7 protein-coding genes are annotated in these 17,451 nt (G+C 39.8%); all 7 read left to right on the top strand.

Annotated features, from left to right (window positions below; genetic code table 11):
* Positions 1–120 precede the first annotated feature (120 nt).
* Positions 121–2,511 carry an ABC transporter permease gene (locus B3E00_RS18285; protein ID WP_293939610.1) on the top strand — a complete coding sequence of 797 codons (2,391 nt, stop codon included), beginning with the start codon at positions 121–123 and terminating at the stop codon, positions 2,509–2,511.
* A gap of 97 nt (positions 2,512–2,608) precedes the next feature.
* Positions 2,609–4,969, top strand: a complete 2,361-nt coding sequence (locus tag B3E00_RS18280; protein WP_293879644.1) for an ABC transporter permease — start codon at positions 2,609–2,611, stop codon at positions 4,967–4,969.
* Between the two features lie 75 nt (positions 4,970–5,044).
* Entirely contained in the window at positions 5,045–7,438 is a 2,394-nt protein-coding gene (locus B3E00_RS18275; protein ID WP_293879643.1) for an ABC transporter permease, read from the top strand.
* Positions 7,439–7,483: 45 nt separating this feature from the next.
* Entirely contained in the window at positions 7,484–9,877 is a 2,394-nt protein-coding gene (locus B3E00_RS18270) for an ABC transporter permease (protein WP_293939608.1), read from the top strand.
* A gap of 32 nt (positions 9,878–9,909) precedes the next feature.
* A complete protein-coding gene (locus B3E00_RS18265; protein ID WP_293939606.1) occupies positions 9,910–12,315 on the top strand; it encodes an ABC transporter permease in 2,406 nt (801 codons plus the stop codon).
* A 192-nt stretch (positions 12,316–12,507) separates the two neighbouring features.
* Positions 12,508–14,913 carry an ABC transporter permease gene (locus tag B3E00_RS18260; protein WP_293939604.1) on the top strand — a complete coding sequence of 802 codons (2,406 nt, stop codon included), beginning with the start codon at positions 12,508–12,510 and terminating at the stop codon, positions 14,911–14,913.
* 27 nt (positions 14,914–14,940) lie between these two features.
* Positions 14,941–17,337: an ABC transporter permease gene (locus B3E00_RS18255; protein WP_293939602.1), complete on the top strand. Its 2,397-nt coding sequence runs from the start codon at positions 14,941–14,943 to the stop codon at positions 17,335–17,337.
* Positions 17,338–17,451: the final 114 nt, after the last annotated feature.

Genomic DNA, 17,451 nt, shown 5'->3' with positions numbered 1-17,451 from the left:
CGTTTATGGCAAACCAATTGAACTGGTTGACTTTGCTATTTTTCGAATAACAATGCTTTCTACTAAAGCGTGTTTATTGACAACAATATAGCTTAATTAATTATGTAAATACGCAGTATCATGTTGAAAAACTATTTTAAAACCGCTTGGCGGAATATCATTAAAAACAAAGGATTTTCTCTTTTAAATATGTTTGGCCTAAGTATCGGAATAACATGTTTTCTATTGTTGGCAGCGTATATATATCATGAATCCAGCTATGAACGTTTCCTTCCCCACGCAGACCGCCTAGCTTATATTAGCCTCACCTATAAATCACCTAATAGCACTGAAGAAGTTAATTCTTCGGCTACGCCAACAGGGCTAGCGCCTACTTTGCAGGCTGAATTTCCAGATGTAGAACAGGCAACCAGATTCTACAGTTATTCCAAAGGCGGTAAAATAGAATCTAAAGAGGCAGTAATAACTGAAAAAGGCCTACTTTATGCTGATCAGAATGTCTTTAAAACTTTAGGTTATACCTTTCTCGAAGGTGATTCACAATCAGCCCTGGCGGAACCAAATCAGATTGTCTTGACGAAAAAACTCGCAGAGAAATATTTTCCCAATCAGTCGGCGATTGGTCAAACACTATCCATTGACAAAGTCAACTGGAAAATCACAGGCATTATCGCAGACTTGCCCACGAATACACAGTTGAACTTCTCCGCACTCCTTTCCAATAAGGGATTAGAACGCTACAAAGAAATGGCTTGGTCATCCGCAAATGATGTAACCATAGCGCTCTTAAAAAACAAACATCAGTTCGGTTTGATCCAACAGAAATTGGATCAAATGACTAATTCAAAATTCGCCGAAGCAACAAAACAAGGCTATCAATTTCGATTCGTCCTGGAAAAGCTGACCGATATCCATCTTCACTCCAAAGCAGCAGGGACCGGAAACATCACTTATATCTATATTTTAATGGCATTAAGTGCTGCGCTTATTATTTTGACCTGTATCAATTTTACAAATTTGGTATTAGCACATGCGCTTGAACGTAAAAAGGAAATCGGTGTCAAGAAAGTGCTGGGTGCTGCAAAGAAAACAATATTCTTTCAGTTCTTCTTTGAATGTAGTATGATGGTCTTTCTAGCTGTTGGCTTTAGTCTTCTGACAACTGTACTCTTATTACCGGTATTTAGTTCGTTTATGGGCGCCGAGATAAAATTGACCATATGGAACGACCCCCGTTTTTATGCAGTTTTGGCTGTATTTGTAGTATTAATAACATTGCTTTCTGGCGGTTGGCCAGCCTATTCCATAGCTAGCTCAAAACCTATTTCAATTTTTAAACGAAAATTGACTGAAAAACAAAGTGGTATATCCCTGAGCAGAGTGCTCGTAACTTTTCAATTCAGTATCTCTATATTTTTTATTATCTGCACCTTATTCGCAGGTAGGCAGATGGATTTCATCCAGTCTAAAAACACTGGCCTTGATCGTGCAGGGATGTTGGTCATTGACGGCCGAGGATGGCAGGATAAAGAAAGGCAACTACTAAAAGAAAAGTTGATGCAGCTTAGCAGTGTCGAGGGTGTCACCGCTTCCTACGATAATCCAGTCAATATACAAGGAGGATATAGCATTAGGGAGGTAGAAGGTCAACCCAATGACTTTGATATGGATGTTACTGCGATCCCGATTGAAAAGGATTTTGTTTCTGTTTTTCACATTCAGTCTGTTGCCGGCGAACCGCTATCAGACACGGATATCTTACGTGCACAGGATACAGTCTCACCTGAATATGGTTTTGTTGTCAATACGCTAGCGGCATCCGCTATGGGGTTCACACCTCAACAAGCGATTGGAAAGAAAATCAACCTAAACGGGCGTAAAGGAAGTATTAAACAGGTCGTAGCGAGTTTTAACTTTGCTTCGCTACATAGTGAGGTTAAGCCGATCGTACTCTTTCCAGAATATGATTATTTCGGCAATATTTTTATTCGAATCAACCCAAGTACACCTGTTCAAGATGCGCTAGCTCAGGTTAAGTCTGTCGTACAAGACATTGACGTAAAAAATAGCTTTGAGTATCACTTTCTCAACGACGATTATGACAAGCTTTATCTCAAGGATCAACAAACCACGCGCGTCATGCAGTTATTTTCTATCATTACCATTGCTATTGCCTGCATGGGACTATTTGCATTATCGGCCTACGCCGTCCAACAACGTTTTAAGGAAATAGGAATACGTAAAGTATTAGGTGCCTCAACAATCAAAATTGTCAAGATATTAAGCTTTGACTTTATGATTTTAGTCTGCTCTGCCCTGCTAGTTAGTGTACCATTGGGATGGTATGCTATGCATCGCTGGATAGAAAATTTTGCCTATCACATTACGTTGGATTGGTGGGTATTTATGTTGGCTGGAATCAGCGCATTGCTGGTATCATTTATAACCATCAGTTTTCAAACTGTAAAAGCAGCAATCGTTAACCCTATTGAGAGTTTACGAAACGAATAATTATTAAAGTGACTAATTAACTAATGCATCCGATAGATAACACGCGGGAGACTTTGTAAATTCTTGTTTTGCTATTTATCGATAACCTAAACAAAAAATGCTTAAGAATTATATCAAAATAGCCTGGCGTAACCTTTGGAAAAATAAAGGTTATTCCGCCATCAATATCATTGGGTTGTCCATTGGCATGACTGCGGTGTTGATTATCGGAATATGGATACAAAATCAATTTCAATTTGACAATTTTTATAGCAATAATACCAGTCTTTACAAACTTTGGAACAAATATGAAGACGAGGGAAAAATTAATCTTCAACAAGTTACTTCGGGCCTCGCCTCACCGGCACTGGAAGCTGAATATCCAGAGGTAGAACACGCTGCACGAATCTATTGGAGCTCCAATAGATTATTGTCTTTCGATGAGAAAAAAATCAAATCTAAAGGAAACGAAGTTGACCCCGCTTTTATGCAAATTTTTGAATTCAAAATCCTTAGGGGAAATAACAACAATGCGCTAGGAGACAAGAAAAGTATTGTTCTCACAGAGAGCCTTGCAAGAAATATCTTTGGCGACGTTGACCCTTTGGATAAGACAGTTATGCTCGACGATAAAGAGCCTTATAAAGTGACTGCCGTAATCGCGGATTTGCCGAGTAATACAAATTTTGATTTTACCTATTTAATCCCCTTGGTTCAACCGGAGAATTACTCGCCGGATTGGAATTCCAATTCATTTTACACCTATGTGCAGCTGAAAAAAGGTGTTGATATAGAAGCTTTCAATAAAAAACTGGTCGGTTTTATCACAAAAAAAACGAACAATGTCTCGAAGGGATCACTTTTCCTATATCCCTTGTCAAAAATGCATCTTTACTCCAAATTCGAACAGGGAATACCTGTGGGGGGAAACATAGACCAGGTCAAACTGGTTGGCGGTATCGGCCTATTAATTCTGCTGATCGCCTGCATCAATTTTGTCAATCTCAGTACGGCAAGAAGTCAGAAAAGAGCAAAAGAGGTTGCGGTTCGCAAAGTGGTGGGCGCCCAACGCTTCAACCTGATTGCCCAATTCCTTACTGAATCTGTCTTATTAGCACTTATTTCTGGACTAATCGCTATTGGTCTGGCTATCGGTATATTGCCCTTATTTAATAAAATATTAGACAGGCCTTTATCATTTTCCTTAACAGATCCAATCATATGGATATCGTTAGCTGGATTCACATTTTTTACAGGCACATTGGCCGGATTATACCCTGCCTTTGTCCTATCGGCATTTAAACCAGTTAAAACACTGAAACCGCTAAGCCGCTCCAACAAGTTTGTATTGAATTTCAGAGAGCTACTGGTCATTTTCCAATTTGGTATCGCGATCATACTGATTATAGCAACGATGATTGTACGACAGCAAATCAATTATGCTGCGCAACGTGATATCGGTTACAACAGTTCACAGCTCATCGAAATACCAATGGAAGGTAACATGGAAAGAAATTACGAAGCAATTAAATCGGAGCTGATTAGCGCCAACATAGCGCAATCGGTGACACGCACCGGTTGGTCTATTACACAAAATGCATCGAATACGAGCGGAGGTTTTTTATGGGAGGGTGCTACTCCTGAACAAGGCAATAAAATTGTCTTCAATCTTGGAAAAACAGAAAGTGATTTTGTAAAGACTGTAGGATTAAAACTCATAGCAGGCCGCGATATCGATTATAGTAGGATGCTAGCAGATAGTTCATCAATATTGCTCAATGAAGCTGCCATTAGAGAAATGAAACTCAAAAATCCGGTTGGCAATTACTTAAAATGGGGCGATAAGACATATACGATTGTTGGTGTTATCAATGATCACATTAGCGGATCTCCCTATAATCCCGTCTCTCCATTGCTGATATATGCGAACAAAAATTGGCTACTAAACATGGTTATTCGGGTCAATGTTACATCATCGTTTAGCGATCAGTTGAATCAAATTGAAAAGACGCTTAAGAAATTTAATCCAGCTTATCCTTTTGAATACAAATTTGTTGATCAACAGTTCGCTTCAAAATTCGGCGATCAACAACAGACGGCAAAGTTAGCATTTATCTTCTCGCTATTAGCCATATCAATTTCCTGTTTAGGTCTATTTGGACTTGCATCATATATGGCCGAATTGAAAACAAAAGAAATTGGTATACGTAAAGTACTTGGCGCATCCGTCTCGGGAATCACAGCAATGTTATCTAGAGATTTTGTCAAACTTGTCGTCATTGCCATTTTAATTGCATCTCCGCTTGCGTGGTGGGCTATGAATAAATGGCTTCAGGATTTCTCCTATCGCATTGAAATACAGTGGTGGACATTTGGTTTCGCTGGAGCTTCCGCCATACTGATCGCTCTCATTACTGTTAGTAGCCAAGCCATTAGAGCCGCAAGCAGTAATCCAGTGAAGACATTAAGAGATGAATAGCGGAGAATTACAGGTTAATAAATAAAATTAGGCCTTAAAACCAACTTTAAAAACAAATAGAGAAAAAAGATAATTATGATAAGCAACTACATCAAAATAGCATGGCGCAACCTAATGAAGAATAAGTCATTTTCCCTGACTAACATCATTGGGTTGGCAATAGGCATGGCCGGAGCATTGCTTATAGTGCTTTGGTTACAGAACATGATGACGATGGACCGCTTTCATGAAAAGGGGAATCGTCTGCATGTATTGAGTAATCGTGATGAATTTCAGGGTGATAAATCGGCCTGGGCGTATACACCTAAAATATTAGGCCCCTCATTGGCCGCTGATTTCCCAGATATCGAAGCGTTTACACGATACAACGAGGGACATGAATTTTTAACGACATTTAAAGAAAAGAAGCTTATTGCAAACACAGTTTTTGTCGATCCCGGCTTTTTCAAGATGTTCTCTTTTCCTTTTATCAAAGGCGAACAGAATGTTAAATTTGATCACCCAAAAGGTGTTGTTCTTACCGAAAGATATGCTAAGTCGCTATTCGGCGATGAGGATCCAATAGGCAAATCGGTTAGAATAGATTCGGTCAATCAAGTTGATGTACAGGCTGTTCTCAAAGATATCCCGAGTAATTCAAGTTTCAGATTTGACATGCTCCTTCCTTTTGAATATGCAAAAATAATTGGCTATGTGGATGACAACTGGAGCAATAATTCAATAAGTACTTATGTCTTATTAAAAGATGGTGCTTCTTTAACAGCATTTAATAGTAAGATCAAGACCTATTTAAGGGATCATATCAATGCCAGCAATAAGGCAGAGGGTCGCTTATCAGCGAAAAATACAGGGGAGATTTTTGCCTTTCCTTATCCCGATTCTTTTCTGTATAACAATGGTAAAGGTGGAAATTATACATCGGGACGGATTGATATTGTCAAGCTTTTTGCGTGGATCGGTGTTTTTATTTTATTAGTAGCCAGCATCAATTTTATGAACTTAAGCACAGCACGTTCTGAGCGTCGCGCAAAAGAGGTTGGTGTCCGTAAGGTAATTGGTGCCAGTAAGACAAGCTTAATGGCTCAGTTTCTCGTTGAGAGCATACTAATTAGCTTAATTGCGATGGTTCTCGCAACTCTACTTGTCTTTATAGTGCTGCCTTTTTTTAATGACCTTGTTGAAAAAAATCTCAGTCTTTCCTTATTAAGTCTACAAACCTGGCTTTTTCTACTTGCGTTCGCACTGTTTACAGGGATATTAGCGGGTACTTATCCGGCCTTTTTCCTTTCCTCTTTTCAACCGATCAAAACTTTGAAAGGAAAATTTGTATCGAAGACTAAAGGGTTGAACATCCGTTCGATACTCGTGGTTATACAGTTTAGCCTCGCTATTATATTGATTATCGCTACAGTCATTGTGGCAAAACAGATCCAGTACACTAAACAGCGCGACCGCGGCTATAATGAAAATGGTTTGCTCTACAGCAGTATTAAAGGTGACCTGGAGAAGAATTATAAAATCCTCCGGGACGAGCTTTTGGCCAGCAATGCTGTAGTCTCTGTATCGAAGAACATGTCGCCAGTAACAGACTTTTATAGCAATGGTTGGGGATTTACCTCCGGTACACCGACCGAAGAGGACAAAAGAATTTCTTACAACCGCTTTAGTACGGACGCTGATGCGGTAAAGAATCTTGGTCTCACTTTGATTCAAGGACGTGACATCGATATATATAAATTTGCAACAGACAGTACTGCATTAATTTTAAATGAATCTGCCGTTAAAAGTCTTCATCTTACAAATCCTGTAAATAGCATTGTGGATGGCGATGGCACCAAATGGACAGTCGTTGGCGTTGTCAAAGATTTTATTATGGGATCGCCTTTTGGGGACAAAAAACCTATGGTGATATTGGGTCCAAAGGCTTGGTTTACAACGATTCATTATCGTTTAAATACAAACCATAACATCGCAGACAACTTAAAGACAATTGAAACTATCTTTAAAAAATTCAACCCAGATTACCCATTTGAATATCAGTTCATTGACAAAACCTATGAACAAAAATTTAAGGAAACAAAGGCTATAGGTACATTAGCGATGGTTTTTGCAGGATTGACGATCTTTATTTCCTGTTTAGGCTTACTGGCACTGATCGCATACATGGCGGAAACCCGCATGAAAGAAATTGCTGTTCGCAAAGTTCTTGGCGCAAGTGTAGTCCAAGTAACGTCTTTACTTTCTATCGATTTCATCAAACTTGTCGTTATCGCTATTTTTATAGCAACGCCTATCGCTTGGTGGGCAATGGACCAGTGGTTGCAAGATTATAGCTATCGAATAGCGATCCATTGGTATTACTTTGCCGTTGCTGGATTGATGGCAATTTTAATCAGTATGGCTACTATAAGTTATCAAACGATTAAGGCAGCTTTAGTGAATCCCGTTGATAGTTTGCGTGATGAGTAGCCTAACGTTTACCATTATTTTTTTCGATAGCTTTATACCGGATAGATGACTATGAATTCGTTCAAACTTGCCCTCCGCAGCCTTATTAAAAACTGGCAATACACTTGGATCAATATCTTAGGTTTAAGCATGGGTTTCTCCTTGTGTCTTCTGGTGTTTGCCCTGGTTATTGAAGAAAATTCGTATGACAGAACCTGGAAAAATGCCGATCATCTTTTCCGTATTGTTACTATAGATTCTACTGCTGGTCTTGAACGACAAATGTCGAGAACGTTGGTTAATTTAAGTACAGAATTAAAACAAGTATTTCCAGAAATTCGAAATGAAGCTCGTATAGAATCTAGAAAATATTATCTAAAACCGGATTCCAACACCACACAGCCCATAGCAGTACAGGCTTTGGAATCGGAAACATGTATTTTGGACATGCTGAGCATCCAGATTCTTGAAGGCAATCCGAAGCAACTCGTTCAAGGAAAAACAAACTTACTCATTGACAAAGAATTTAAAGAAAAGTACTTTAAGAACGAAAATGTCATTGGAAAGATTATCCAAAGTGCCGACCCCTATGCTGATCAGCCTTCCGAATATATCATTACGGGTGTCATGGATAATCTTCCCTATAATTCAACGCTCAGAGCTTCCATCATTGCTTTAGTTCCAAAAATATCGATGGAATTAAGTAAAGATGGCTCAGGCTACTACACAGAACAATTTGTACAGCTAAAAGCCGGGACATCAAGGATAACGCTTGAACAGAAACTCAATCATTGGTATAAAGAATACCTGATTCCAAACACACAACATGTGGCTTCCTTTCGCCTGCAGCCTATTCAGGATATCTATATGGAGCCATTAGGAAGTGTAGAAATCAGTGGCGACCAAAAAATAACAAACATATTTGTAGGCGTTGCCATTTTGGTCCTTATTGTTTCCTTCATAAATTTTATTAATATCTACGCTGTAAGAACCGTTAAAAAATTAAGAACGCTGCATATCCATAAGATCATGGGAGCCAGCCGCCCCCAGATGGTTCGAGGAATGCTATTTGAAACAACCTTGCTGTTTTTTATTTCCGCATTATGTAGCTTACTTCTTTTTAAACTTGGATTGTCCCAACTGGAAAACTTTATAGGCTATAATCTCGCTTATATAAGGTCCATACAGCTTCCATTGGTACTGTCCTTTTTGACGATATCGCTCGCTCTTGGTCTATTGATTGGCTTTTATCCCGCATGGATGGTTTCTGGACTTAAGAGTTCGGATGCCTTGAAAAATAAGCTATCCAAAATTCCGAATGTTGAAATGTTTATTAAAAAAATACTTATCACAATACAGTTTAGCATCACTATTATCGTCATTATTGGACTTATAACAATCAAATCACAACTTGTCTATATGCAATCAGCACCCTTGGGGATCGAGGTCAGTAATGTGCTCAACATCGATTATTTCAACACGGGAACACAAAATACAGATATAAAAGACCGAATAAGCCAACTCACTGGTGTTGAATCGGTCAGCATAGCTAACTGGACACCGACAATTGGTTCAGGCTATCTTGTCAAGACAATCGCAGACAAGTATAGTCCTGAAAAAAAAATCCAAGTCAGTTTCATCGGCGGTGATATCAATCTCTCCAAGACATTGGGAATCCAATTGGTTAAGGGACGACTATTAACTCCCAAAGATTACACACATGTTGAAATGGGGTTGGTAGAGGACGGAGTCAACAATGCTCTTGTAACCGAAAGTACAGCAAGAATGCTTGGCATAGACAGACTCGGTGTCCTGTATAAAGACCTTCAGATTATCCCCGTCGGCATCATTAAAGATTTTCATAGTGAGTCTTTTCGTTTCAAGATCGTACCGACGGCGATTTTGGCTAAAGATTTTAATGGAAGCGGCAATATACTGATAAAAGTGGGGGAAGGACAAGAACAACATATCCTTCAATCGGTATCTAAAATTTTTCAGCATACCTATCCTCACAAATACCTGTCTTATCAATGGATCGATGAGCTAATTGCACAGCAATATGAAAAAGAGGGCAAGCAAGTGCAATTATTTATTTTATTCAGTACATTGGCGTTATTGATCTCTGCATTGGGTATTACGGGTTTAATTATGCAAAATCTTGAACAGCGAACGAAAGAAATTGGCATTCGCAAAGTCCTAGGCGCAACAGTGCTGGACCTATCGCATCTCTTTTCAAAAGATTATCTCATTTTAACCTCCCTCGCTATTGTTATTGCCAGTCCTATAGGGTGGTATCTTTCAAAAAAATGGCTCGAAGATTATGCCTACAATGTGGGGGTACAATGGTGGTACTTTACCCTTGCTGCTCTTGTCGTGTTTTTGATCTGTATCATTACCGTCAATATCCAAACAATACGAGCAGCTTTAGTAAATCCCGTTGATAGTTTGCGTGATGAGTAAGTTATATTATAAAAGCATTAAGCGTCATCCATATGATCAAGAACAATTTAAAAATAGCATGGCGGAATTTAACCCGAAATTTATCCACTTCACTGATCAACATAACGGGGTTAGCGATGGGGATTGCAACCTGTTTGCTAATCAGTTTATACGTAAGCGATGAATTTAGCTTTGATCGTTATAATGTGCATGCAGATCGCATTGTCCGTGTCGTTTTCAGAGGAACTGTTAAGGGTGGAACAATCAATGAGGCACATGTGATGCCACCTGTTGCTTCGACCATGAAGGCGGAGCTGCCCGAAGTTGAAGAAACCACGCGCTTAAGAATCGGTGGCTCTCCCCTATTTGTCGTCAATAATAAAGTGTTTCACGAAGAAAAAATGGCTTTTGTGGATGCTTCTTTCTTCAGAATTTTCACGCTCCCTTTTATCAAAGGAAATTTGTCTACAGCTATTTCTTCCCCAAATTCTGCAGTAATATCCGAATCCACCGCCTTAAAATACTTCGGCACAAACGATGTTGTCGGTCGAGACCTCATCATCAAAGACAGTCCAAATATCCTCAAAATTACTGGAGTAATCAAAGATATCCCTCAAAACTCCCATTTTCATTTTGATGTGTTTACCTCTTTGGATGCACTTGAAGATTCACGATCAGATTCGTGGATGACTTCCGAATACTATACTTATGCACTGCTTTCGAAAAATGCTTCACGTGAAAAGCTCGAAAAAAACTTAGCCACTCTATTCGACAAACATGTTGCCACACAATTTATGGCAGGTTTTGGCATGAGTTACCAAGAATACAAGAAGACGGGAAATAAGATCGGGCTTTACCTACAGCCGCTAACAGATATCCATCTACATTCAAATTTCAACTACGACCTCAGCGCTCCAGGGGATATAAGGTACGTTTACATTTTCAGCGCTATTGCGCTCTTTATGCTATTGATTGCCACAATTAATTTCATGAATCTATCTACAGCAAGTGGTTTTAAACGATGTAAAGAAGTTGGCGTACGAAAAGTATTGGGTGCCGACAAGCAAAACCTGATGCGACAGTTTATGCTGGAGGGTGTCCTCCTGACCTATATTGCCTTAGGAATAGCTTTGGGAATTGTTTTACTTGTCCTTCCTCTATTTAATCAAATTTCAGGAAAAGAGATTGAAATTCAAAAACTTGACGCTTTTAAAATTATTCCCTTCCTGCTAACTTTTGGTTTAGTCGTCGGTCTATTTTCCAGCAGCTATCCCGCGTTATATCTGTCCTCATTTAATCCACTTCGTGTATTAAAAGGGAAAATAAGTCGTTCGACTAAAGGCCTTAATTTACGCAGTGGACTTGTTGTATTTCAATTCATCATTTCCGTCGGACTTATCTTTGGAACCGTGGTCGTTGTTCAGCAGCTGGATTATATGCGTCATATTAAACTTGGATATAACAAGGATAATGTCCTTATTATACCGAGCTGGCCTTTAGGGAAAAACGAAAAGACATATTATAATTTATTGCTGCAAGATAGCAGAATCAAGCATGTCTCTCATTCGTCCTATCTCCCTGCCGGAGAAAGTAACAACAACAATTTTTTCATCTATCCAGATGGCAATACTGATCAATGGGTCAAAACGATTCGTTACGATATAGATGAAGAATATATTCCGGTTATGGGTATGCAGCTTAAAGAAGGACGAAATTTCGCAAAAACATTTGGTAGTGACAGCCTTTCTGTCATCATCAATGAAACCGCAGCAAAAGATCTAGGTTGGAACGATCATAGCCTTGGTAAAATATTGACCAATAAAGACAACAAAAGCTATCGTGTTATTGGTGTCGTTAAGGATTTTCATTTTCGCTCTTTACATGAGCAGATCTCCCCGCTTGTGATGGTTCTTAGCGATCAAGCCGGGAGTTTGATTCTCAAAATACAAACAGCCGATATGGATAAGCTCATTCAAAAATTAGCGTCTCTCTATCGCTCCTTTCCAACAGACATTCCATTCAGCTATTCCTTTTTGGATGACCGATACGCACAAACCTACCAAGCAGAAGTGAAAACGGGTAAATTACTGAGCATCTTTGCAGGACTGACTATTTTTGTGGCCTGCCTTGGTTTATTCGGCTTGGCTATTTTCACCGCCAATCAACGCAGAAAAGAAATAGGGGTCCGAAAGGTTATTGGGGCTACAGTTTCAGATATCACACTCATGCTTTCCATTGAGTTCGTCAAACTCGTTCTCAGTGCCATTATCATTGCTTCTCCCCTAGCTTGGTGGATAATGCACAAATGGTTAGAGAATTTCGCGTACCGTATTGAGATGCAATGGTGGATGTTTGTGCTAGCAGGAGCTCTAGCCGTCTTTATTGCTTTAATTACTGTAAGTTCACAAGCGATACGCGCGGCCATAACAAAGCCTGTTGACAGTCTACGCGATGAATAAAATAGACTTGTCTGTTCAGCGGTGGACAAAGCACTGTCCGATATCGAACAGCAAGTAAAAGAATGAGGAAGGCAACCCGTTAATGATCAACAGGATAATTGCTTGGCCAAACATTTGTATTTTTAATTTTTTAAGTGGAGCACACAAGCTATTAGCAGCTCCACGACCGGAATAAATTCTTAGTATAAAACAATGAACTTTACAAACTTCAAAATTGCTTGGCGAAATATCGGAAAGAAAAAAGTGCAAAATCTGATCAATCTAATTGGATTGACCTGCGGTATTACTTTTCTCCTACTTGTAGGCGCCTATATATGGGATGTACATCAAGTGAATAGCAGCATCAGAAATCTTGACCGGCAATTTTTGTTGCAAAGCAAGTATAAGAAAGAAGGATTTGGTATTAACTTAACCACATTAGGGGCGCTCCCTAAAGCCTTACATGAGGAGTATCCCAATCTGGTCTCTAATTATTATCGGATTGATGGATTGACAGGTATCGTAGCCAACGGTTCGACAATCCATGAAGAAGGGATGTCTCTCGGAGATCCCAGCCTATTGACGATGTTCGGATTCCATATGCTGGCGGGCAATGCTAATACGGCTTTAAATAATCCCTTTTCAGTTGTCATCAGTGACAAAGCTGCCATAAAATATTTCGGGCATGTGGATGTACTCGGCAAATCGCTACAGATAAAAAATTTCAAGGGTGAAAAACACGATTTTGAAATTACAGCAATCATTAGATCCGACGTCCAAAATGCCATTATGGATCTCACAAAGAATATGCATGCAGACATATTTTTACCGATCATCAATGAGGAATTCTTTGGTCGATCTATAGACAATTGGAATAACCCTTATATTGCCGGTTATATCGAATTGAAACCAGGTGTAAGCTTGGATCGCGTAGATGCCGCCATTGAAACGTTGGTAAGAAAAAATACCGATAAGGAATTTTCCAGTGAATATAGCCCTGATCTAAAACCATTGAAAACCTATTATTTGGATGACAACCAAGGGGCCGTGCGTAAAATGATACAGACATTGATTTGGACGGCCATTTTTATCCTGATTATGGCTATCATCAATTTCATCAATTTTAGTATCGCTCAGCACATTACCCGATTAAAGGAAATCGGTGTTCGCAAGATGATGGGATCATCTCGAATACAGCTTATCAGGCAATTGATGACCGAATATATCCTAATCGTGAGCATAGCAGCATTGATCAGTCTGCCGCTTTATATCATCGCAAGTCCAATTTTTGAGCATATCTTGATGCGAAAGCTGCCCACCTTAGTGGAATTGCCGATTTACTTTTTTGGATTATTGGGTATAATGACGTTATTCATTGGCCTACTGGCCGGGCTCTACCCAGCCATTAAACTTTCCAATATAGCGGTACTTCCTGCAGTCAAAAATCAATTTTCGACGCTAGGAGGCAAACAGCTGGTGCGAAAAATTCTTTTGTTTTTTCAATTTGGGGTAGCTTTGCTCCTGCTTGTCTGTACGCTAATTATTTCTAAACAAGTTGATCTATTTCTCCATAGCAATCTAGGTTACAACAAAGACTATTTATTAACTGTCCAAGTACCCAGAGACTGGTCCGAAAATGGCGTTCGCAAAATGGAGACTGTGCAACAAGAACTCAGCTTGCAACCAGAAGTTAAATCAGTAACCTTATCTTATGAAATACCTGGATTGCTGGGATCCAATATGCAGCCAGCATTCGGGACGACTGACGACAAAGAAATCCAGGTACAACGGATTACAAGTGATAGTCACTTTTTGGAGACCTATGAGATACCACTAGTTGCTGGAACTTTTCTCCCTAAAAACTATGTTGCCAATGCGAATAATAGGCCAGTTGTGATCAATAAAAAAGCCATGGACGATTTTGGTTTTAAAAATGCCGAGCAAGCTATTGGTCAGCAGATTGCTCTAGCTGATCCAAGTTACAAAATGACTATTTTAGGCGTTGCTGAAAACTTTGTGGCCAATTCACTTCACCAGGCCTCTCCGCCTATCGTATGGATAGATGTACAGGAAAGCTTACAATATCGATACCTTAGCATCCGTTTAAAGCAAGGCTCTCTTTCCAATACAGTACAACAACTCGAAAAAAAATGGAAAACGTTGATGCCTGATGCTCCTTTCGAATATCAATTTATGGATGAACGCATCAAAAATTTATATGAAACTGAACTGCAGCTGCATCGTGCATCACAGTTGGCTACGGTCGTTTCGCTGCTGATCGTGGCATTGGGGCTCACCGGATTAATATCCCTTTCCATCCATTTGCGGAATAAAGAAGTCGGTATCCGCAAAGTACTCGGTGCATCGTTAGCACATTTAATGGTGTTATTTTCGAAGGAGTACTACGGAATATTCCTATTTGCGGCATTGACGACGGTTCCACTGAGTTATCTATTGATGCAATACTGGCTTCAAAATTACATCATCCGCATAGATATCAATGTTCTTACCTACTTGTTACCACTAGGAACATTAATTGGTTTACTAAGTTTATTGGTTGCCATTATTGTATTTCGGGCCACCCGATTTAATCCGGTTGAAAAATTGAGAGATGAATAATGTCAGAAACCAATCCATATAAACAGTATGATAAAGAACTATCTTAAAACCGCTTGGCGGACATTGATGCGCAATCGTATCTATTCGCTATCAAACCTCGTTGGTTTAACGATTGCCCTGCTGGTTTTTATGCTAATCAGTGCGCTTGTGGTTGATGAGCTTTCCTACGACAGACAATGGAGCAACTCCAAAGAGCTCTACAGAATGCGAATTGTGCCCAAAGAAATACAGGAAGGATTCACAAACAATAATTCGGGAGCTCCTGAAGGTATCTCTGCAACATTAAAAGCTCATTTCCCAGAAGTACTTGGCTATACTTCAATCCATTCATTTTCAACAAAATTAACAATAAACAAGGGCTCAAAGCAGTTTACCGAAATCAATACGCTGGAAATCGACAGCGGTTTTTTCAATCTTTTTGATACAAAAATCATCGCAGGTAATCCGAAACACGTTATTGCCGGAGCAAAAAATATCACATTGACAGCCTCTGGGGTACAAAAATACTTCGGTGGCAAAGACGTGCTCGGTAGCACATTCTACAATAAACCACAAGAAGGGAAACCCGAAGCTTACTATGTTAATGCAATTATCGAGGATATGCCCCATAACTCTTCCTTTCAGGCCGAAGCCTTTGTGCTGATGCCTAAGGTGAATGAATTCAATCCCGAAAAAAGTGGTTCGTTACAAACACAAATTCTGTTGCTCAAAAGTACAACTGATGTTAAAAGTTTTTCAGACAAGATAAACAAGTGGTATAATACGCAAAAACTAGGTGATTGGCTGAAAGAGCACAATCTTTTCATTGAACCCATCACTGATATACACTTGCGAAGTATTACAGGATGGGAGAACCCTATGCAAGATATTTATCTGCTAGCAGGAATAGCGATCTTGATCCTTGTATTGGTCAGTATCAATTACATCAACCTGAGCTTTGCACATGCGCTCAAACGTACACAACAGATCGGTATCCGCAAAGTACTGGGAGCAAGCCGAAAAAATCTGATCCTACAGATGGGCCTTGAGAGTACCATGCTCTTTGCCGGCTCTTTTCTGATTGCATTTTTGAGTTACGTGCTTATATTTCCTGCATTTGAGCACTATTTAGAACATCCTTTGACCATGAGCTACCAACATTCCTTCTTCATGTTTGTTGGACTGCTATCTATTTGGATCGTTCTGGGCTGGATTTGTAGCCTACCTACAGCCATGTCACTATCAAAAACACATCCGTCCCTAGAACTTCGGAAACAGCTTTCTTTCTTCAAGCTCCCCCTAAATATGGCATTTACCAAAGTATTGGTGATTTTCCAGTTTGCCATTGCCATCGTCGTAGCGATCTGTATGATGTCCATGCGTGCGCAATTGCACTATCTGTACAACAAAGATCTTGGCTATGAGCCCAAAAATCTCTTGGCTATCAATTATACCTCCTGGGAGGGGAAGGATCAGGCCTTCAAACAGGAGCTATTAAAACATTCGTACATCTCTTCGGTCAGTCTCACAAGCTGGACGCCCTTTAGTGGTAGTGTGGATTTTAAAACAGTAGCAGACCCTAACAATCCGAACAAAGAACTCCCAGTGGTATTTGTCTATGCGGATTATGATTACATCAAAACAATGGGCATAAAGCTCCTTAGTGGCCGGCCTTTAAGTGCGGACTATGCGCTGGATAGACCGTTTACAGATTCGATTCAGGCCGGACAACGGGTACTTACCAATATGCTCGTTTCCGAACAGACCGCCCAGCGGCTGTCTTTAAAACTTAATAAGAGCAATGAGCCTTTAAACAATACACCTGTAGGCGTATTTAAAGAGTTCAACGGAGCAAGTTTAAAGTTTCCGATCGGTCCTTTTGCGATTAAATCGCAAAATGAATGGGAAGGCAGCTGCATGCTTATCCGCGTGCAAGAAGGTAAGAAAAAGGAAGCTTTAGCCTTGGTAAACAGCACCTGGAACCACTTTTTCCCTAATCGGATCGCGCAATTCAACTGGCAGGAAGATCAGGTGCAGCATCAATATAACAAAGAGAAAAAGCAGTACCAGCAATTGGCATTTTTTACAGGAGCCAGTATGCTGATTGCTATCTTAGGGATCGTAGCCATTGCCATTTATACGCTAGAACGACGGGTAAAAGAAATCGGTATCCGTAAAGTGCTCGGTGCTTCGGTAAATACGATCACCTATATGATTTCCAGATCCTTTATCGCGCTCTTGCTGATTGCGATTCTAATCGCTTTCCCCATAGCATGGTGGTTTACGCACAAATGGCTGGAAAATTTTTACTACCATATCGATGTTCCGATTGCTCTCTTTGTTTTCACGGGATTGTTTATGGGTGTGACGACGTTAACGATTATTGCTGTCCGGATATTCCAGACGGCCCGCATTAATCCCGTCAATAGTTTACGGGATGAATAATAAAAAATTAGCCGTAGGTGTGCGAAATTTAAATAGTGCAAACTATTATTTAGCTAAAGGGAATGAAAGTTTATAATTGGTATAAGTCTTTGGATTTTCGCTGTTTTCATCATT

This window comes from Sphingobacterium sp. UBA5996 (assembly GCF_002429765.1).
In the GTDB taxonomy this organism is placed as follows: Bacteria; Bacteroidota; Bacteroidia; order Sphingobacteriales; family Sphingobacteriaceae; genus Sphingobacterium.
The sequence above is the reverse complement of the archived record's forward strand: the minus strand, read 5'-3'. Positions and strand labels throughout refer to the sequence as shown.